We start from the raw sequence: 18,946 nt of genomic DNA on the forward strand, positions 1-18,946 counted from the left end.
GTCCCGAGGCTGTCCACAGTGCTCGATTGGTCCGGGTGCGAGCTGTCCGTGCACGGCGGTCCGGTGGTGGGGTGAGCCACAGTCATCAGATCGAATGGTTAGGTTAGGCTCCGCTCACGGACTTGTGTGATCGAGGGAGTGCGGCGTGTCCAGTGCCGACCTTGCCGGGCAGGCGCAGCAGCGGGCATCGGTGCTGCTGCGGCGCTGGCTGGCCGAGACGCACACTCCGGTGACCGAGGGGCCGTTGCGATTGACCATCGGGTCGCTTCGGTTGGGTGTTGACGTCGTCTACGACTCGCCGACCGGAGCGCACGGATTCGGTCCGATCCACGTGCTCGACGCGACGGGGGCGCGGGTCGAGGTGGTCGAATCCGCGTTGCTCGCCGCCGCCTGCTCGGCCGATGCGCGCGCCCGCGCGCTGCCCGACGCGCCGATCAATTCGGCCGCCGCGGGTTCGTTGCTGGACTGGCTGACGCACGCGTTGCCGCGCCGCGAGATCGATCCGCTCGCCCTGCCTGAGGATCTCGTCGCGGTGGCCCGGTCGGTTTCCGACGCGGCGGAGGCGCGGCGCTGGTTGTCCGCGCACGTCGAGAGCCGGTTGCTGCCCGGGGTGCTGGGATCCGGCGGCGATGATGTCGCGGCCGCGACCGCCAAGCTGCTGACTCGCGGGCCGCTGGCGGTGATCGGATTGCTGGGGCGGCGGGGTGTCGTGCACGAGGGGGACCTGCTGGTCGAACTGGCGGATCGGTTGGGTGCCGTCGCCGAGGCGCATCCGCAGGCGCAGCGGCTGGTCCGGCACTGGCTGACCAGTCCGACGCTGACCGATCTCGCCGCGCTCAACGGCTCCGGGCTGCGGTATCGCGCGGCGACCGGCGAGATCGGGGTGCGGGCCGTGCCGTTCGAGGTGCGCAATCCGCTGCGGTCGGACGTTCCGGACGTACCGGGTGTGCCGATCCCGGTTTTGGGGGCAGGCTGGTCGGTGCGGCCGGTTCGGGTCGCCGGGGCCGACGGAGGCCCGGATGTCGCGCTGGTGCACCGCTGGATGAACCACGAGCACGTCGCGGTCAACTGGGGCCAGGCCTGGCCGCTGGCGCGGTGGCGGGACGAGTTGGCCGGTCAGCTCGCCGGGCGGCGTTCGGTGCCGTGCATCGCGGGGTTCGAAGGGCGGGATGTCGGTTATGTCGAGCTGTACCGGGTGCGGCGCGACAAACTGGCGCACTGCTACTCCCACCACCCGCACGACCTGGGCGTGCACATCGCCATCGGTGAACTCGACGCGATCGGGTGCGGGCTCGGTTCGGCGCTGCTGCACGCCGTGGCGCAGGGGTTGCTGGCGGCCGATCCGGCCTGTCGGCGGGTGGTCGCCGAGCCGGATGTCCACAATGGAGCTTCGGTGGCCGCGTTCGGCAAGGCCGGGTTCGCGCAGGTGGCCGAAGTGGGGTTGCCGAACAAGAACTCCGCTCTGATGGTGTTCCAGCGGGCCGTCTCGGGTGAGTAGTGCCACGTCCGCCAGCGCCCTGATCGGCTGTACTCCTGATCCAATGCAAACTAAGGTAAGCCTTACTTGCGTTGTTGATCGTGGGGAGAACGATGCCGGGGTGTGCTGACGAGACGGCGGCCCTCGCTGCCGCGCAGTCGGGAATCTGGTTCGCGCAGCAGCTCGACCAGGCGAATCCGATCTTCAACACCGCCGAGTACGTCGAGATCCACGGACCGGTCAACCCCGCGCGGTTCGAATCGGCGCTGCGCCAGGTGGTCGGCGAGGCCGAGGTATTGCGGATGCGGGTCGTCGACGACGGCACCGAACCGCGCCAGGCCATCGACGAGGTCGCCGAGTTCGAACTGCCGGTGCTCGACTGCTCGCAGGCGGCCGATCCCGAAGCGCAGGCGCTCGCCTGGATGCGCGCCGACCTGCGCGAACCGGTGGACCTCACGCGTTGCCTTGCCGAGGGCGGCCGGTTGTGGACCGCGGCGCTGTGCAAGCTCGACGATCAGCGCTGGTGGTGGTACCAGCGGATCCACCACGTGGCCATCGACGGGTACGGCTTCTCGATCATCATCCGACGGGTCGCCGAGCTCTACAACGCGGCGGACGCCGGGCCGTCGCCGTTCGGCTCGCTGCGCTCGCTGCTGGCCGAGGAGCGGGACTACCGGGAGTCGCCGAAGTTCGACCAGGACGCGGAATTCTGGCGGGAGCGGTTCGCCGATCACCCGGATGTCGTGTCGCTGACCGGCAGTTCGCGCCGCAGCGCGCACACCTTCCGGCGGCAGACCGACACCTTCGGTGCCACCGCTGAGCTCGCCGCCGCCGCGCGGCTCGGCCGCACGATCTGGTCGGATGCGGTCATCGCCGCCCTCGCCGCCTACCTGCACCGGATGACCGGGGCGGCGGACGTGGTGCTCGGGCTGCCGGTGATGGGGCGGCTCGGGTCGGCATCGCTGCGGGTGCCCGGCATGGTCGTCAACGTGCTGCCGCTGCGGCTTCAGGTCACCGCCACGACCACGCGCACCGAACTGATTTCGCAGGTGGCCAAGGCCGTGCGGCAGCTGCGCAAGCACCAGCGCTACCGCAGCGAGGACCTTCGGCGGGACCTCAAGCTGCTGGGCTCGGACCGGCCGCTGTTCGGACCGATGATCAACATCAAGTCCTTCGACTACGACCTGCACTTCGGCGACGCCGCGGCCAGCGTGCACAACCTCGCCGCCGGGCCGGTGGACGACCTGACCGTCGCGGTGTACTCCAGCGGCGACGAGCTGCGGTTCGAGTTCGACGCCAACCCCGAGCGCTACGGCGAAGCCGAGCTGGCCGCGCACCGCGAACGGTTCCTGCGGTTCCTCGCGGCCTTCGGCGACTGCCCCGGGAACACCCCGGTTGGGCGCATCGAACTGCTGTCGCCGGAGGAACGCGACCGGATCCTGCACGAGTGGAACGCGCCGATCGGCGCGGTGTCGGAGCCCTCGGCGGCGACGCTGCCGCAGCTGTTCGAAGAACAGGCCGCCCGGACACCGGATTCCGTCGCCGTCACCTTCGGCGCGCAGCAGCTCACCTACGGCGAGCTCAACGCGCGGGCCAACCAGCTCGCCCACCACCTGATCGACCACGGCGTCGGCCCGGAACAGCTGGTCGCGCTGGCGCTGCCGCGTTCGACGGAGCTGGTGGTGGCGCTGCTTGCGGTGCTCAAGGCCGGTGCCGCATACCTGCCGCTTGATCCGGGGCATCCGGCGCAGCGCATTCGCCACGTGCTCGCCGATGCCCAGCCGAGCGTGCTGATCAGCGACAACGAGCACGCGGCCCGGCTGCCGGACGGGATCACCCGGATCTTGCTGGACGATCCGAGGGCGATCGGGGAGATCTCCCGGCATTCGCAGCAGGATCCCAAGCCCGGTGAGCGGGGCCCGCTGACCGCCGAGCACGCCGCGTACGTCATCTACACCTCCGGATCGACCGGGCAGCCCAAGGGCGTGTCGATCCCGCACCACAACGTGGTCCGGTTGTTCAGCGCCACCGACCAGTGGTTCGGCTTCGGCGGTGACGACGTGTGGACGTTGTTCCACTCCTACGCGTTCGACTTCTCGGTGTGGGAGCTGTGGGGCGCGCTGCTGCACGGCGGCCGGTTGGTGGTGGTCTCGCACGAGGTCAGCCGGTCGCCACGGCAGTTCCTGCGGTTGCTCGCCCGCGAGCGGGTGACCGTGCTCAACCAGACGCCCTCGGCGTTCTACCAGCTCAGCCAGGCCGACCGGGAGGAACCCGGCACCGAACTGGCGCTGCGCTACGTGATCTTCGGCGGTGAGGCGCTGGAGTTGTCCAGACTGGACGACTGGTACGCCCGGCATCCGCGGTCGCCGAAGCTGATCAACATGTACGGGATCACCGAGACCACCGTGCACGTGTCCTATGTGGAGCTCGACCGCGAGCTGGTCGCCCGCCGCGACGGCAGCCTGATCGGCCGCGGCATTCCCGACCTGCGGGTCTACCTGCTGGACGGGCAGCTGGAGCCGGTGCCGCCGGGCGTGGTGGGGGAGCTGTACGTGGCCGGGGAGGGCCTTGCCCGCGGCTACCTAGGGCAGCGCGGGCTGACCGCGCAGCGCTTCGTGGCCGATCCGCACGGCGCGCCCGGGACCCGGATGTACCGCTCCGGCGATCTGGGCCGGTGGCGGCCGGATGGCGGCATCGAGTTCATCGGGCGCGCCGACCAGCAGGTCAAGGTGCGCGGGTTCCGCATCGAGCTCGGCGAGATCGAAGCGCACCTGGCCGCGCACCCGCAGGTCCGGCAGGCCGCCGTCGTGGTGCGCGAGGACCAGCCCGGCGACCGGCGCCTCGTCGGCTACACCGTCGGTGCCGCGCAGCCAGGCGAGTTGCGGGCGCACCTGGCCGACCGGCTGCCGACTTACATGGTGCCCTCGGCGTTCGTGCCGGTCGATGCGATCCCGTTGACCGCCAACGGAAAGCTCGACAGCCGTGCGCTGCCCGCCCCGGAGTTCAGCGCGGACGCCGGTGGTCGCGAGCCCCGCAACGCCGTCGAGGCGGCGCTGTGCCGGTTGTTCGCCGAGGTGCTCGGGGTGCCCGAGGTCGGCATCGACGACGGGTTCTTCGAACTCGGCGGCCATTCCCTGCTGGCCGCTCGGCTGCTGGCCCGGGTGCGAGCCGACCTGGGCGTCGACCTGGGCATCCGCAGCCTCTTCGACCATCCGACCGTCGCTGGCCTGGCCGAACAGCTCGACGCCCGCGCGCAGCGGAGTTCGCGAGCCGGTGTGCGGCCGATGGTGCGGCCCGAGCCGATCCCGCTCTCGTTCGGGCAGCAGCGCCTGTGGTTCCTGAACCGGCTGGAAGGCCCGAGCGCCACCTACAACCTGCCGCTGGTGCTGCGGATGTCCGGTGAACTGGACGTGGCGGCGTTGCGCGCCGCCATCGGCGACGTGTTGCGCAGGCACGAGAGCCTGCGCACGGTGTTCCCGGACGCGCTGGGCGAACCCCGCCAGCAGGTGCTCGACGTGCTGCCGGAGTTGCCGGTCGTGCGGTCGTCCAATGTGGACGACGAACTGGCCGCGGCGGTCCGGCGGGGGTTCGACCTGGCGCAGGAACCGCCGATCCGGACCACGCTGTTCCAGACCGGCGACGAACACCTGCTGCTGGTGCTGCTGCACCACGTGGCCGGTGACGAGTGGTCGACGCGGCCACTGGTGCGGGACCTCTCGGCCGCCTACGCCGCGCGCCTGACCGGTACGGCCCCGGATTGGGACGAACTTCCGGTGCAGTACGTGGATTACGCGCTCTGGCAGCGGGAACTGCTCGGCGCCGAGTCCGATCCGACCGGCCTGGGGGCGCGGCAGCTGGAGTTCTGGCGGCAGGCCTTGGCCGACCTGCCGGATCAGCTGGAGCTGCCCACCGACTTCCCGCGCCCAGCGGTGTCCAGCCACCAGGGCGACTCGGTGCGGTTCGAGCTCGACCAGGCGTTGCACCAGCGGCTTCGGCGGCTGGCCGGGGAGCGCCAGGCCACCGTGTTCATGGTGCTGCAGGCCGGGCTGGCGGCGCTGCTGACCCGAATGGGCGCCGGTACCGACATCCCGATCGGCACGCCGGTGGCCGGTCGCGGTGACGACGCGCTCGACGATCTGGTCGGGTTCTTCGTCAACAGCCTCGTGCTGCGCACCGACACCTCGGGGGAACCCGGGTTCGCCGAACTCGTCGACCGGGTGCGCCACGTCGACCTGGCCGCCTTCGAGAACGCCGACCTGCCCTTCGAGCGGTTGGCCGAGGTGCTGGGCCCCGCCCGATCGCTGTCCCGGCACCCGCTGTTCCAGGTGATGCTCGCGTACTGGGGCGCCGCCGAGGCCGTCCCGGCGGAGCTGCCCGGACTTCGGACCACAGTGGACACCGTGTCCGCCGGGGCGGCCAAGTTCGACCTGGCGTTCAGCCTCGACGAACGCGCCGACGGCGGAGTCGACGGACTGGTGCAGTTCAGCACCGACCTGTTCTCCCGGCACACCGTCGAGGACCTGGCCGCGCGGTTCGTCCGGCTGCTCACCGCGGCGGCCGTCGAGCCGCACACGCCGATCAGCCGCCTGGACGTGTTGGGCGCCGAGGCGCGGCAGCAGGTGCTGGCCTGGGGTGACGCCGTCGGCGAACCGGCACCCGGCGGCACCTTCCCCGAACTGTTCGCCCGGATCGCCGCGCAGCGGCCGGACGAACCCGCGTTGATCTTCGAAGACACCGAGCTGACCTACCGCGAGCTCGACCGGCGCGTGACCGCACAGGCGCGGCTGCTGGCCGAACACGGCGTCGGGCCGGGTGACATCGTCGGCGTGCTGCTGCCGCGATCAACCGAGCTGATCGTCGGCCTGCTCGCGGTGATGACCGCCGGTGCGGCGTACCTGGCGCTGGACCCGGAGTACCCGGTGGAACGGCTGCGGCACATGGTCGACGACGCCAAGCCCCGCCTGGTGCTCACCGACGATCCGCGCGCCGACCTGCCGGTGACCCTGGTGAGCTGCTACGACAGCCCGAGTGCTGCGGTTTCGGTGGCGCAGCCGCAGCTGGACGACGCGGCATACGTCATCTACACGTCCGGATCGACCGGCACGCCCAAGGGCGTCGTCGTGCCGCACCGGGGCATCGCCAAACTGCTGGCCACCCAGACCCAGCGGGTCGGCATCACGGCCGACAGCCGGGTGCTGCAGTTCGCCTCGCCCAGCTTCGACGTGGCGTTCTGGGAGATCTGCATGGGGTTGCTCAGCGGCGGCACGCTCGTCGTGGTGCCCTCGGATCGGCGGGTGCCCGGCGAGCCGCTGGCCGAGTACGCCCGTCGGCACCGCGTCACGCACCTGGCCATCGGGCCGTCGATGATGGGCATGTTCCCGCCCGACACCGAGCTGCCGCCGGGCGCGACCCTGCTGTGCGGGGCCGAGAAGGTGCCCTCCGAGCTGGTGCTGCGGTGGGCGCGGGACCGCCGGATGCTCAACTGCTACGGGCCGACCGAAGCGACCGTCAACTCGACGCTGTGGGACTGCGATCCGGGGGACTGCGATCCGGACGCCGTCGGAACCTCGGTCCCGATCGGCGTGCCCGACCCGGGAACTCGGCTCTACGTGCTGGACCAGGCGCTGCAACCCACCCCGCCCGGCGTGGTCGGCGAACTGCACGTCGCCGGGCTCGGGTTGGCCCGCGGCTACTTGAACCGGCCGGGGCTGACCGCCGAGCGGTTCGTCGCGGACCCGTTCGGGCCGCCCGGCTCCCGGATGTACCGCACCGGAGATCTGGTGCGCTGGCGAACCGACGGGGTGCTGGACTTCGCCGGGCGAGCCGACGACCAGGTGAAGATCCGCGGCTTCCGCATCGAGCTCGGCGAGGTCGAAGCGGTGCTGGCGCGGCATCCCGATGTCGCGCAGGTCGCGGCCGTGGTGCGCGAGGACACCCCCGGTGACAAGCGCCTGGTGGGTTACGTGGTCGGCGGTGGTGACAGCGCGGCGCTGCGGCGGCACGTCGGCGAGTCGCTGCCGGATCACATGGTGCCCGCGGCCATCGTGTTCGTCGACGCCTTGCCGTTGCTGCCCAACGGGAAACTCGACCGCCGGGCGCTGCCCGCACCGGACCTCGGCGAAGCCGTCGGCGGCACCGTGCCGCGCAACCCCACCGAAGAAATCCTCTGTGGACTGTTCGCGGAGGTGCTCGGGCTGCCTCGGGTCGGGGTGCACGACGGTTTCTTCGACCTGGGCGGGCATTCGCTGCTGGCGGCCAAGCTGATCGGCCGGGTCCGGGACGCGTTGGGGGTGCGGCTCAACGTCGGCAGCCTGTTCGCCGCGCCGACCGTGGCCGGTCTAGCGGAGCGGCTGCGCAGTGGGGATTCGCGGAGGAGTTCGCAGGGGGGTTCGCGGGACGCGCTGGAGATCCTGCTGCCGCTGCGCACCGAAGGCAGCGAACCACCGCTGTTCTGCGTGCACCCGGCCGCCGGGCTGGCCTGGCCGTTCTCCGGACTGCTGGGGCACATCGACGCCGAGCGGCCGATCTACGGCATCCAGTCCCGGGGGTTGGCCGAGCCGAAGCCGGTGGCGGCCAGCCTGTCGGAGATGGCCGCCGAATACCTGGCGCACATCCGGCAGGTGCAGCCGCACGGGCCGTACCACTTCCTCGGCTGGTCCTTCGGCGGCGTCGTCGCGCACGAGATGAGCACGCACCTGCAAGCGCAGGGCGAAGAAGTGCGGCTGCTGTGCATGCTCGACTCCTACCCGAAGGACGTCTGGGACGAACTGCCGACCGAAGCGGAAGCGCTCAAGGCGCTGCTCTACATGGCCGGTTACGACCTCTCGGAACTGGACAACGGGCCGCTGGACAACGGGCCGCTGGGCCGCGCCGAGGTGATGGCGATCCTGTCGGCCGAGGGCAGCGCGCTGGCCAACCTCGAACCGCACACCATCACCGCGGTCATCGACAACTTCGCCAACTGCGCGGTGCTGGAGAACCAGGCCGACCACGACAAGTACCGGGGCGACGTGCTGTTCTTCACCGCCACGGTCAACCCCGCCAAGGCGTCGCTGACCGCGCAGCTGTGGCGGCCCTACGTCGACGGCACCGTGCACAACCACGACATCGCCTGCGAGCACAAGGACATGACGCAACGCGGCCCGCTCGCCGAGATCGCCGCGATCGTCGACCGGCAGCTACGCGAGGCACCGTGAACGTTGGAGGAGCAGCAGCATGACCAACCCGTTCGAAGACCCCGACGCGGCGTACTACGCGCTGATCAACGAGCAGGACCAGTACTCCCTGTGGCCCGCCGCGATCGCGGTGCCCGCCGGGTGGACCGTCGCGCACGGCCCCGCCGACCGGGAATCCTGCGTGGACCACATCGAGGTGAACTGGACCGACATGCGACCAGCGCGCTGATGGCGGCGGTTCGCCGCGCGGTACCCGCGCAGGTCGCGGTGTGCGTCTGCTACGTCGCGGCGATGTTCATGAACGGCATGGACGCCACGATCGTCAACGTGGCGCTGCCCGCGATCGGCGCCGAGTTCGCCGTGCCGCCCAGCGCCACCTCGGCGGTCAACGTCGGCTACCTGGTCAGCCTGGCGGTTTGCATCCCGGTGTCGGGCTGGCTGGGCGACCGGTTCGGCACCAAGCGGGTTTTCCTCGCCGCCTTCGGGGCTTTCGTCGCCGCATCGGCGCTGTGCGGACTGGCCGGGGACCTGACCCAGCTGACCCTCGCGCGGGTGTTGCAGGGCGCCGGTGGCGGCGTGATGAGCCCGGTCGCGCTGACCATGCTGTTCCGGGCGTATCCGCCGGAGCAGCGGATCCGGCTGTCCCGCGTGCTGATCCTGCCGACCGCGGTGGCCCCCGCGCTCGGCCCGGTGCTGGGCGGTTTCTTCGTGGACAACCTGACCTGGCGGTGGGGTTTCTACGTGAACGTGCCGGTCGGTCTGCTCGCGCTGGTTTTCGGCGCGCTGTTGCTGGCCGAGCACGTCGAATCCGGTGGGAAGCGCTTCGACCTGCTCGGGTTCGCGCTGGCCGCGCCGGGCGTCGGACTGGTCATGTACGCCCTGGAGGCGGTGGCGCACACCGGCCCCGGCTCGCCGCACTTCTGGGCCTGCGGGCTGGCCGGAATCGGTTGCCTGGCAGCGCTGGTCCGCACCCAGTTGCGCGCCGCGCAGCCGATGCTCGACCTGCGGTTGTTCGCCGACGCCTCGTTCCGGCGGGCGAGCGCGATCCTGTTCGTGTGCGTTGCCGGATTCCTCGGCACGCTCTACGGCTTCACCCTGATGTACCAGTCGGGTTTGGGTGCGTCGGCGTGGGAGACCGGGTTGGTGACGTTGCCGAAGGCGATCGGGCTGATGATCGCCTCGCAGCTGGTCGGCTGGGCGCACCGGCGGTGGGGGCCGCGGCTGGTCATCGCGATCGCGATGTTCGGTGCCGCGGTGTCGTTCGCGCTGATGAACACGATCGGCGCCGGGGACGCGTGGCACGCCGCGCTCGTGCAGCTGGCGTCCGGGTTCTTCGTCGGCGCCGCCTCCGCCGAACTGCAGGTCGTCGCGTTCGCCACGATCAGCGGGTCGGCGACCGGCGGAGCTGCCACGCTGTTCAACGTGCAGCGCCAGGTCGGCTCCGCGCTGGGCGTGGCGATAACCGCCAGCGTGCTCGCGGCGATCGGGACCGGCGGGCTGGCCGCCTACCACCTCGCGATGCTGGTGTCGGCGGCGTTCGCGCTGGTCGGCGTGATCCTTGCGTTGCGCATCAAGGATTCCGCGGTGCTGCGCCCGGAACCCGCTGCGGCGCAACGCTCGTGAGCGCAGTGGGGATCGCGAGAGATCTGAGCCACCGCGGGGAAGACAACCGACCCTTTCTATGGTTAGGCTAGCCTTAACTGGCGTGATCGTTGGTGGAGCAGGAAGGAACGCATGGTCGATGGGTACTGCGGACCGACTCCGGCGCAGCCGTCCCCCGGCGCGCGACCTGCAGGTCCTGCGCACCGCTGAGCTGAGCCCGTCGATGCGGCGGATCACCTTGGGCGGCGCGGAGCTCGCGGGATTCCGCGACGAGCACACCGGCCCGAACATCAAGGTCTTCGTGCCGCAGCAGGGACAACAACGACCGGCGCTGCCGGTGCTGGACGAGGAGACCGGCCGCTACCGGTGGCCCGAACCACCCGAGCGGCCGACCATGCGCACCTACACCGTCCGCCGCTACGACGAGGCCCGCGGCGAACTCGACGTGGACTTCGTGCTGCACGGCGAACACGGCGTGGCCGCCAACTGGGCGCGGGGCGCTCGCCCCGGCGACCACCTAGGCGTGATGGGGCCTGGCGGCAAGACCTGCCGGGCAGCCGACTGGTACCTGCTGGTCGGCGACGCGACGGCGCTGCCCGCCATCGCCACGATCGTCGAAGGCCTGCCGCCGACCGCGCGCGGCCAGGTGTTCGTCGAGATCGGCGCCGCGGCGGACCAGCAGCACGTCGAAAGCCCACCGGACCTGCGGTGGACGTGGCTGCACCGCGACGGCGCGACGGCCGGTCGCTCGCGGCGACTCATCGACGCCGTGCAGCAGCTGGAAATGCCGTCGGGCGTGGATGTTTCGGCTTGGGTCGCGGGGGAGTCCACCGTGGTCCGGGGGATCCGCCGCCACCTGCGCACCGATCGCGGCATGGACGCGCAATCGGTGCTCGCCATCGGTTACTGGAAATACGGCATGGCCGAAACGGAATACCACGACAAGCACAACCACGACCGGGACTGACAGGACCGGTCCGGACTCCGGCGAGATCCCCCGATTTCGCCGGTAAATCGGCGTGCCCGCGCAACGGGCACCGGCGAGGCGAGGGGACAACGTGTCTGCGGCACCGGTTGACGAAGAAGTCCACGACATCCTGGGGATCGGTTTCGGGCCGTCCAACCTGGCGCTGGCCATCGCGATCGAGGAGCACAACGGCACCGCGCCCGAAGCGGACCGGCTCGACGGTGTGTTCTTCGAACGGCAGGAGGCCTTCGGCTGGCACCAGGGCATGCTCATCGAAGGCACCACCATGCAGGTGTCGTTCCTCAAAGACCTGGTCACCATGCGCAACCCGGCCAGCGACTTCTCGTTCCTGGCCTATCTGCACGACAAGCAGCGGCTGGTCGACTTCATCAACCACAAGACGATGTTCCCGACCCGCGTCGAATACCACGACTACCTGGAGTGGGCCGCGGCCCGCGTCGCCGACGCGGTGCGCTACGACTCGGAAGTCGTCGAAGTCCACCCGACCCGCGACCACTTCGAGGTCGCGGTGCGCCACGGCGGTCGACTGACGGTGCACCGGGCGCGCAACATCGTGCTCGCGGTTGGGTTGGAAGCGAGCCTGCCCGACGGTGCGCAGCTCGGGGACCGGGTGTGGCACAACCTCGATCTGCTGCACCGGGTCGGCGAGCTGACCGCCGCGCCGCGCCGCTGCACCGTGGTCGGCGCCGGGCAGAGCGCCGCCGAAGTCACCGAATACCTGCACCGGACCTTCCCCGAAGCCGAGGTGTGCTCGGTGTTCAGCCGGTACGGGTTCAGCCCCGCCGACGACAGCCCGTTCGCCAACCGGATCTTCGACCCGCAGGCGGTGGACGACTTCTACACGGCGTCCCCGGAGGTGCGCCGGAGCCTGCTGGACTACCACCGCAACACCAACTACTCGGTCGTCGACCTCGACCTCATCGAACAGCTGTACGCCCGCGCATACCAGGAGAAGGTGCAGGGCAAGCAGCGGCTGCGGATCTTCAACGCCTCCCGCGTCACCGACGTCGCGGCGCGCACCGACGGCGTCGCGGTGACCGTCGAGTTCCTGCCCTCCGGCGACCGGTCGGTGCTGGAGTCCGACGTGCTCGTCTACGCGACCGGCTGTCGGCCCCGCGACCCGTTCCGGCTGCTCGGCGAGACCGCCCGGCACTGCGCGCGGGACGACCACGGCCAACCGCAGGTCGAACGCGACTACCGGGTCCGCACCACCGGCGGCTTCCAGGGCGGCATCTACCTGCAGGGCGGCACCGAGCACACGCACGGCCTGACCTCGTCGCTGCTGTCCAACGGCGCGGTGCGCGCGGGCGAGATCCGCGACTCCGTCCTGGCCCGCCGCCGGGTCGCCCGGCCCGCCCGCGACTACGTCCTCACCCGCAGCTGATCCGGCCACCCGAGGCGACCGAGCCGAACCCTTCGGCGGGTGGGCGGCGCCACTCTTGCCCGAGGTCCGGCGCGGGCACCGATGGCCTGTGGCGTACGGTCTATTGACATCGGTGTTCTAGACCCGAGGCGGGATTGAGGGATTGGCGTGAAGCCTGGCGTGCTGACCTTCTACCGGATCATGGCGTACGTCACCGCGGTGCTGCTGATCCTGTTGTGCGCCGCGGTGGTGCTCAAGTACGGCCACTTCGTCGGCTGGTGGGCGGAGGGCTCCGGGCCCCAGCAGTTCGGTCAGACGTGGGCCTTCCGGATCGGTGTGGCGCACGGCTGGCTGTACATGGTCTACCTGCTCGTCGCCGTGGTCGCCACCACGCAACTGCGGGTGCCGATCGGTCGAATGTTGCTGGTGTTGCTGGCTGGCACCGTCCCGTTCGGCGCGTTCTTCGCGGAGCGCAAGGTGGTGCAGTGGCACGAGCTTCGGATGGCGGGCAAGCCGATCGTCACGCCGCAGCGCGCCGCGAAGTCGGAGGAATCGCGGGCCTGATGACAGCAACTCCCGAATCCATGATCCCCGAATCGACGCCGACCCCCGGCCGCCCGCCTTCCGGCCGTCGGCGCGGTGCGCTGGCCGCCTACCTGGCGTTGACCAAACCGCGCGTCATCGAACTGCTGCTGGTCACCACGATCCCCGCGATGTTCCTCGCGCAGCGCGGCATCCCGTCGCTGTGGCTGGTGATCGTGACGCTGGTCGGTGGTGCCATGTCGGCCGGTAGCGCCAACGCGCTCAACTGCGTCGCGGACTCGGACATCGACGCGGTGATGGACCGGACCAAGAAGCGCCCGCTGGTCCGCTACGAGGTGCCGCGGCGCAACGCGCTGATCTTCGGCATCGTGCTGGGCGTGGTGTCGTTCGCCGTGCTGTGGGCGGGGGCGAACCTGCTGGCCGCGGTGCTCGCGACCGCCGCGATCTTGTTCTACGTCTTCGTCTACACGCTGGTGCTCAAGCGCCGGACCTCGCAGAACATCGTGTGGGGCGGTGCGGCCGGTTGCATGCCCGTGGTGGTCGGGTGGGCCGCGGTGACCGGCAAGGTGGAGTGGCCCGCGCTGGTGATGTTCGGCGTGGTGTTCCTGTGGACGCCGCCGCACTTCTGGTCGCTGGCCATGAAGTACAAGGACGACTACGCGCGCGCCGGGGTGCCGATGCTGCCGGTGGTCGCCACCACGCGGCAGGTCTCGGCGCGGATCCTGGCCTACAGCTGGGCCACCGTGGGGTGCACGTTGCTGCTGGTGCCGGTGACCAGCTGGGTGTACGTGGCGTTCGCGGTGCTGGGCGGGGTGGCGTTCCTGATCGTCGCGCAACGCCTGCACGCGGCGGTGCGCAGCGGCGCGGCCTACAACCCGATGAAGCTGTTCCACCTGTCGAACTCGTACCTGGCGCTGCTGTTCGTGGCCATCGCAGTCGACGCGGCCATCGGCCTGCCCGCACTCGGTTGGTGAGCGTTCCGGTTCTCGCCGGAACGACCTGTGCCGATGTTCATGCTCCGAAGAGTTCGAAGGTGACGCAGGCTCGGCCGCCGAAGCGGTCGGCGTGCTGGCTGGCGGCATCCGCCACGATCTCGCGGGCCTGCTGCTCGGCGGGCTCATCGCTCAACGCCTCCAGGTAGGTCCGATGCGCGGCCAGCGCCGCCACCGCCTGCTCCAGCACGTCGGTGATGTCCACCGCGTGGGTGGGGTGCGGCGACGCGGCGAGCCCGACCCAACGCACGCCCTGCCAGGGCTCGTAGCCCTGCTCGCGCAGCTCCGGGAAGATCCAGCGGTTCCCGGCGTCGGCGACCGCGTCCAGCACCGCCCGCCCGACGGCGCGGTGGTCGGCGCTGTTCCAGCTGCCCGGCCCCCAGGTGTCGTGGTGGTTGACCGTGATCACCAGGCCCGGCCGGTGTTCCCGGATGGCGCGGGCGATGTCCCGGCGCAGCGGCAGGCCGTATTCGATCACCCCGTCGCGGTGGTCCAGGAAGTCCACCGAGTGCACGCCGACCTTCGCGGCGCTGGCGTGCTGCTCGACCTCGCGCAGCGGCCCGGCCTCCTCCGGGGCGAGGCTGTCGATGCCCGCCTCACCGCGCGTCACCAGCAGGTATGAGACCTCCCGGCCGCTGGCGGTCCAGGCGGCCACCGCACCGGAGCAGCCGTACTCCAGGTCGTCGGGGTGGGCGACGATCGCCAGCGCCCGGCGCCAGTCCTGCGGCATCGGTTCGAGCTCGTCCATCGGGCCTCCAGATCTCACCACTGTTCGTATTCCGCGAAATTCGCACGGCTGGCACATCTACGCCAGGTCGCCCTGCGGTGCAGCGGCTGGCAATACGTTCGGGGGCACTGTGATCCGGTCTGCTAGGGAGGTTTGGTGCAGATGATCCTGCCTCGAACGGTACGGCCCGTCGTCGGTCTGTTCATCGCATTTCTCATCGCGCTCGGTGTTCCGGTGGCGGTCGCGGCGGCCCCGGCAAACGTCCGGGTCGTCACCTACGACGCCAGCCAGGCGGCGGAATTCCGCGATGCGGTGGACGCCGGTGCGCAGGTCTGGAACGACAACGTGCAGGGCGTCCGGTTGGAACCGGCCACCGGCGGCTCCGCCGACGTCGTCGTGCTCGCCGATGACGGCTGGCCGCGCGCCGAGGTGACCGGCCTCGGCCAGGGCCGGATCTGGATGGGCCGCCAAGCGGTGGACGAGGGCCACCACACCGTCCGCATCGCGGCGCACGAATTCGGCCACATCCTCGGCCTGCCGGACAACCGCACCGGGGTGTGCGCGGATCTGATGTCGGGCGCCAGCGCGGGAACGGACTGCGACAACGCGACGCCGAACCCGGACGAGATCGCCGAGGTGGAGCGCAACTTCGCCGAAGGCGTGCGAATCGCACCGCAGGTGTTCCGCGAGGACGTGCTCGCCAAGCGGTGAGCACGCGGGCTGCGGCGTCCTCGCCCCGACCGCCGCAGCCCACCACCCGCGCGATCACCGTTTCGGCCCAACGTGGCCGGGGAACCGCTCGCAGCGCTGTGCCGTCGAAAGTCGGTGAATCCCGTTCGAACGGGATGCGACGATACTAAAGTCGGTGATCATCAACTGATCACACCGATCACACGGCGGCGGTGGGCAGCGAGGCGGGCGGGATCATGCACGACGAGCCAGGGCACGACGGGCCAGGGCAAGACAACCGGGCAACGGCACTCGGTGAACCGGTGGAATCGGTTGTCGCGCCGGAATCCGTCGACCTGGCGGACCTGCCGGAATCGGCCGACCCATTACCGGAAACCGCCCCGCCCGACGAACCGCTGCCCGACGAACCGGATCCGGTCGTGGAGCTCGCCGCGGCGGTCGCCGGGCTCACCGAGCAGGTTCGCCAGCACCACGACCGCGCCGCCGCGCGGGAGCGGGTGATCGACAAGCTGCACGCCGAGGTGGAGCGGCTGCGCGCCGGGGAGCAGAACCTCGTGCTGCGCCCGATCACCACGGATCTGCAGAACCTCCGCAAGGACCTGCTGCACCAAGCCCGCACGCTGCCCGCCGAACTCGATCGCCAGCAGGTCGCGGATCTGCTGGAATCCTTCGCGCTGAGCGCGGAACAGGCCTTGGAGCGCTGCGGCAGCGTGCCGATCCAACCGGCGGTCGGCGCCGAGTTCTCCGCGCGCGAACACCGCGCCATCCGGGTCCTCCCGGCCGACGACCCCGCGCAGCACGAGCGGATCGCCGTCGTCGTCTCCGACGGATACCTGGACACCTCGACCGATCGCGTGACCGTCCCCGCGCGGGTGCACGTGTACCGCTGGAGCGCCGAAACCGCGCCGACCACCGACCAGAGCCCGCGAGCAGAGGGGATGAGCGCAGATGTCTGACAGCGACCTGAAGGTGTTCGGCATCGACCTGGGCACCACCTACTCGGCCATCTCTTACGTGGACGAGACCGGCCGCCCGACCGTGTGCCGCAACACCGACAGCAGCGAGACCACGCCGTCGGTGGTGTTCTTCGAGAACGAGTCCAATGTGGTCGTCGGCTCGGTGGCCAAGAACTCGGCGATCATCGACCCGGATCGAGTGGTGTCGCTGATCAAGCGGCAGATGGGCAGCGAGGCGCAGTTCGAGTTCCACGGCACCACCTACACCCCGGAGTCGATCTCGGCGCTGATCCTCAAGCAGCTCGCCCAGGACGCCGCCGCGCACACCGGTGGTGAGGTGACCCGCGCGGTGGTCACCGTGCCCGCCTACTTCGGCATGCTGGAGCGCAGCGCGACCAAGAACGCGGGCAAGATCGCCGGGCTGGACGTCATCGGCATCGTGCCCGAGCCGGTGGCCGCGGCCCTGCACTACGAGGCGACCACCGAGGCCGACGACAAGACGATCCTGGTCTACGACCTCGGCGGTGGCACCTTCGACACCACGGTGATCCGGGTGTCCAAGGACGAGATCGTGGTGCTGTGCACCGACGGCGACGACCACCTCGGCGGCGCGGACTGGGACCTGCGGCTGCGCAACCACCTGCTGGCGAAGTTCCAGGAGCAGGCGCCGGAGGACACCGAGGTCGAGGACGACGAGGAGTTCCTGCAGTCGCTGGCGACCACCGCCGAGGACACCAAGAAGCAACTGTCCAAAGCGGAATCCCGCGCGGTGGCGCTGCGCGGTGCCGGGGTCAGCGCCCGCGTCGAGGTGACCCGCGCGCAGTTCGAGGCCGAGACCGGGGACCTGCTGGACAAGACCATCGACATCGTCCGGCGCACCCTGAGCACCTTGGAGACCAAGCAGCCGGGCACGACGATCGACGACGTGCTGCTGGTGGGCGGATCGACGAAGATGCCAGCGGTCGTCGAGCGGCTGCGCGCCGAATTCGGTTGGGACCCCAAGCTGCACGACCCGGACCTGGCGGTCGCCAAGGGCGCCGCGCTGTACGCGCTCGGCCGCGTGGTGCATCGCGAAATGGCCGAAGCCGAGCAGCACGGCGCGGCCGGGGTCACCGAGGCCGTCCAGAACGTGGCCCAGCAGACCGGGATTTCGGTCCAGGCGCTGGAGAACCTGGCCGCCAAGCAGACCCGCAACGTGCTGCCGAAGGCCTTCGGCGTGAAGCTCGTGGACACCAGCGACCCGGACTGGCACAGCAAGCCAGAGCGGCACTTCGTCAAGCACCTGGTGCACGCCAACGACTCGCTGCCCACCGACGAACGGGTGCTGGAGGCGGCCACCGTCGAAGAGGGCCAGACCGGGGTGAGCATCGAGCTCTTCGAGCAGTCCGGGGTGGTCGCCGGGCCGGAGATGTCGGAGAACAAGCCGATCAACGAGGGCAAGGGCCTGATCGACGGGCTGCCGTCGCTGCCCGCCGGTTCGCCGGTGAACATCCGGATGACCGTCGACGACGAGGGCCTGCTGGAACTGACCGCCACCGAACCCTCCACCGGCAAGTCGCTGGACATCAAGGTGCGGGTCAGCGTGCGCAGCGACGAAGAGGTCGAGGCGGCCACCAAGGTAGTCGCCGGGATAACGGTCTCGGGCTGATGGGCCCTTTCGATGCGAAGGCCTACGAGCGCGATGTGGTGCGGCCGTTGCGGGGGCGCGGCGGCCGATTACCCGACGACCTGCTGACCAGGTACGCCGTCGAACTGGGCTTCTCCGACGCGCAGCTGTCGCAGCGACTGGCCCAGATCCGCTCGCACTGGAACAAGAGCGCCCAGTCCACCGCGAAGTCCAGCTTCACCACCAGCGTCTACAAGGCGTTCCTGCGCGAGGACGAGGAACTGCGCCGCGTGCACGGCGACGCGATGTCGCGGATGGCCTGGTGGCGCGACCGCGACAGCGACCGGGCCGGGGCGAGCAAGGAGCAGGTCGACGAGCTGGTCGGGATGCTGAAGGTGAACTTCGGCGAGCTCGGCATGATCACGCCCGGCCAGCTGGAGGCGATGCGCGAGACGTTCGGCCAGCTGGCCCCCGCCGAGGTCGACCGGGCGCTGGCCGCGGCCGGGGTGCAGACCGCAGCGCCGCTGGACCTGCCCAAGACCAGCGGCCTGCCCGACACCCTGTTCCGCCGGTTGAAGGCGTTGCTCGGCGACGCCGAGGTCACCGGGATTCCCGAGCTCCTGCACGGAAAACTCGACAGCTTCAAACTCCTCACGGCTTTCGACAGCACCCCGAGGTTCCCGACCGGGCTGACCGCGAAGGCCGTCCAGCAGGCGATCGAGCGGGAGAACCGGCGCTCCGGCAACCAGCCTGCCCGCGAGGCGCTCGGACTGCTCAACACCGCCGTCGGCAAGGACGGCGTCGACCTGCGGCTGCTGTCGCTGCAC

12 protein-coding genes and 1 pseudogene are annotated in these 18,946 nt (G+C 70.5%); 12 read left to right on the forward strand and 1 reads right to left on the reverse strand.

The genetic code is table 11. The features are described 5' to 3' along the window. The first annotated feature begins 145 nt into the window (after positions 1 to 145). From ACTWQN_RS36345 to ACTWQN_RS36380, 8 genes are all read left to right on the forward strand, one after another. Positions 146 to 1,498 (forward strand): GNAT family N-acetyltransferase, encoded by a 1,353-nt coding sequence (locus ACTWQN_RS36345; RefSeq protein ID WP_443208210.1) that lies wholly within the window; start codon positions 146 to 148, stop codon positions 1,496 to 1,498. A gap of 92 nt (positions 1,499 to 1,590) precedes the next feature. Beyond that, positions 1,591 to 8,673 (forward strand): non-ribosomal peptide synthetase, encoded by a 7,083-nt coding sequence (locus tag ACTWQN_RS36350; RefSeq protein WP_443208211.1) that lies wholly within the window; start codon positions 1,591 to 1,593, stop codon positions 8,671 to 8,673. 19 nt (positions 8,674 to 8,692) lie between these two features. Beyond that, positions 8,693 to 8,881, forward strand: a complete 189-nt coding sequence (locus tag ACTWQN_RS36355) for an MbtH family protein (RefSeq protein WP_443208212.1) — start codon at positions 8,693 to 8,695, stop codon at positions 8,879 to 8,881. Next, positions 8,881 to 10,275 (forward strand): MDR family MFS transporter, encoded by a 1,395-nt coding sequence (locus ACTWQN_RS36360; protein WP_443208213.1) that lies wholly within the window; start codon positions 8,881 to 8,883, stop codon positions 10,273 to 10,275. The genes ACTWQN_RS36355 and ACTWQN_RS36360 overlap by 1 nt, the downstream gene beginning before the upstream one ends. Before the next feature lie 118 nt (positions 10,276 to 10,393). Then, positions 10,394 to 11,221 (forward strand): siderophore-interacting protein, encoded by an 828-nt coding sequence (locus ACTWQN_RS36365; protein WP_443208214.1) that lies wholly within the window; start codon positions 10,394 to 10,396, stop codon positions 11,219 to 11,221. A 91-nt stretch (positions 11,222 to 11,312) separates the two neighbouring features. Continuing rightward, positions 11,313 to 12,626 carry a lysine N(6)-hydroxylase/L-ornithine N(5)-oxygenase family protein gene (locus tag ACTWQN_RS36370; RefSeq protein ID WP_443208215.1) on the forward strand — a complete coding sequence of 438 codons (1,314 nt, stop codon included), beginning with the start codon at positions 11,313 to 11,315 and terminating at the stop codon, positions 12,624 to 12,626. Between the two features lie 147 nt (positions 12,627 to 12,773). Beyond that, a complete protein-coding gene (locus ACTWQN_RS36375) occupies positions 12,774 to 13,169 on the forward strand; it encodes a DUF3817 domain-containing protein (RefSeq protein WP_443208216.1) in 396 nt (131 codons plus the stop codon). 20 nt (positions 13,170 to 13,189) lie between these two features. Beyond that, positions 13,190 to 14,122: a heme o synthase gene (locus ACTWQN_RS36380; RefSeq protein WP_443208222.1), complete on the forward strand. Its 933-nt coding sequence runs from the start codon at positions 13,190 to 13,192 to the stop codon at positions 14,120 to 14,122. A gap of 37 nt (positions 14,123 to 14,159) precedes the next feature. On the opposite strand, the gene ACTWQN_RS36385 is transcribed toward ACTWQN_RS36380, so the two are convergent. Then, positions 14,160 to 14,888: a PIG-L deacetylase family protein gene (locus ACTWQN_RS36385; RefSeq protein ID WP_443208217.1), complete on the reverse strand. Its 729-nt coding sequence runs from the start codon at positions 14,886 to 14,888 to the stop codon at positions 14,160 to 14,162. A 141-nt stretch (positions 14,889 to 15,029) separates the two neighbouring features. On the opposite strand from ACTWQN_RS36385, the gene ACTWQN_RS36390 reads away from it, so the two are divergent. From ACTWQN_RS36390 to ACTWQN_RS36405, 4 genes and pseudogenes are all read left to right on the forward strand, one after another. Further along, positions 15,030 to 15,578 (forward strand): snapalysin family zinc-dependent metalloprotease, encoded by a 549-nt coding sequence (locus ACTWQN_RS36390; RefSeq protein ID WP_443208218.1) that lies wholly within the window; start codon positions 15,030 to 15,032, stop codon positions 15,576 to 15,578. A 281-nt stretch (positions 15,579 to 15,859) separates the two neighbouring features. After that, positions 15,860 to 16,513, forward strand: coding sequence for a nucleotide exchange factor GrpE (gene grpE, locus ACTWQN_RS36395; RefSeq protein ID WP_443208219.1), 654 nt, complete (start codon positions 15,860 to 15,862; stop codon positions 16,511 to 16,513). Next, positions 16,506 to 18,161, forward strand: a complete 1,656-nt coding sequence (locus ACTWQN_RS36400) for an Hsp70 family protein (protein ID WP_443208220.1) — start codon at positions 16,506 to 16,508, stop codon at positions 18,159 to 18,161. Before grpE ends, ACTWQN_RS36400 begins: the two co-directional genes overlap by 8 nt. After that, positions 18,161 to 18,946 (forward strand): annotated as a pseudogene (locus ACTWQN_RS36405) (hypothetical protein); the annotation flags it as partial. The gene ACTWQN_RS36400 and the pseudogene ACTWQN_RS36405, both read left to right, overlap by 1 nt.

Origin of the sequence: Saccharopolyspora antiqui (assembly GCF_052246905.1) — a bacterium.
Classification (GTDB): domain Bacteria; phylum Actinomycetota; class Actinomycetes; order Mycobacteriales; family Pseudonocardiaceae; genus Saccharopolyspora.

Excerpts from the sequence above, each read along its gene's own strand:
- ACTWQN_RS36350 (WP_443208211.1), top strand. The coding sequence starts at position 1,591 with ATGCCGGGGTGTGCTGACGAGACGGCGGCCCTCGCTGCCGCGCAGTCG.
- ACTWQN_RS36355 (WP_443208212.1), top strand. The coding sequence starts at position 8,693 with ATGACCAACCCGTTCGAAGACCCCGACGCGGCGTACTACGCGCTGATC.
- ACTWQN_RS36360 (WP_443208213.1), top strand. The coding sequence starts at position 8,881 with ATGGCGGCGGTTCGCCGCGCGGTACCCGCGCAGGTCGCGGTGTGCGTC.
- ACTWQN_RS36365 (WP_443208214.1), top strand. The coding sequence starts at position 10,394 with ATGGGTACTGCGGACCGACTCCGGCGCAGCCGTCCCCCGGCGCGCGAC.
- ACTWQN_RS36380 (WP_443208222.1), top strand. The coding sequence starts at position 13,190 with ATGATCCCCGAATCGACGCCGACCCCCGGCCGCCCGCCTTCCGGCCGT.
- ACTWQN_RS36385 (WP_443208217.1), bottom strand. The coding sequence starts at position 14,888 with ATGGACGAGCTCGAACCGATGCCGCAGGACTGGCGCCGGGCGCTGGCG.
- ACTWQN_RS36390 (WP_443208218.1), top strand. The coding sequence starts at position 15,030 with ATGATCCTGCCTCGAACGGTACGGCCCGTCGTCGGTCTGTTCATCGCA.
- ACTWQN_RS36400 (WP_443208220.1), top strand. The coding sequence starts at position 16,506 with ATGTCTGACAGCGACCTGAAGGTGTTCGGCATCGACCTGGGCACCACC.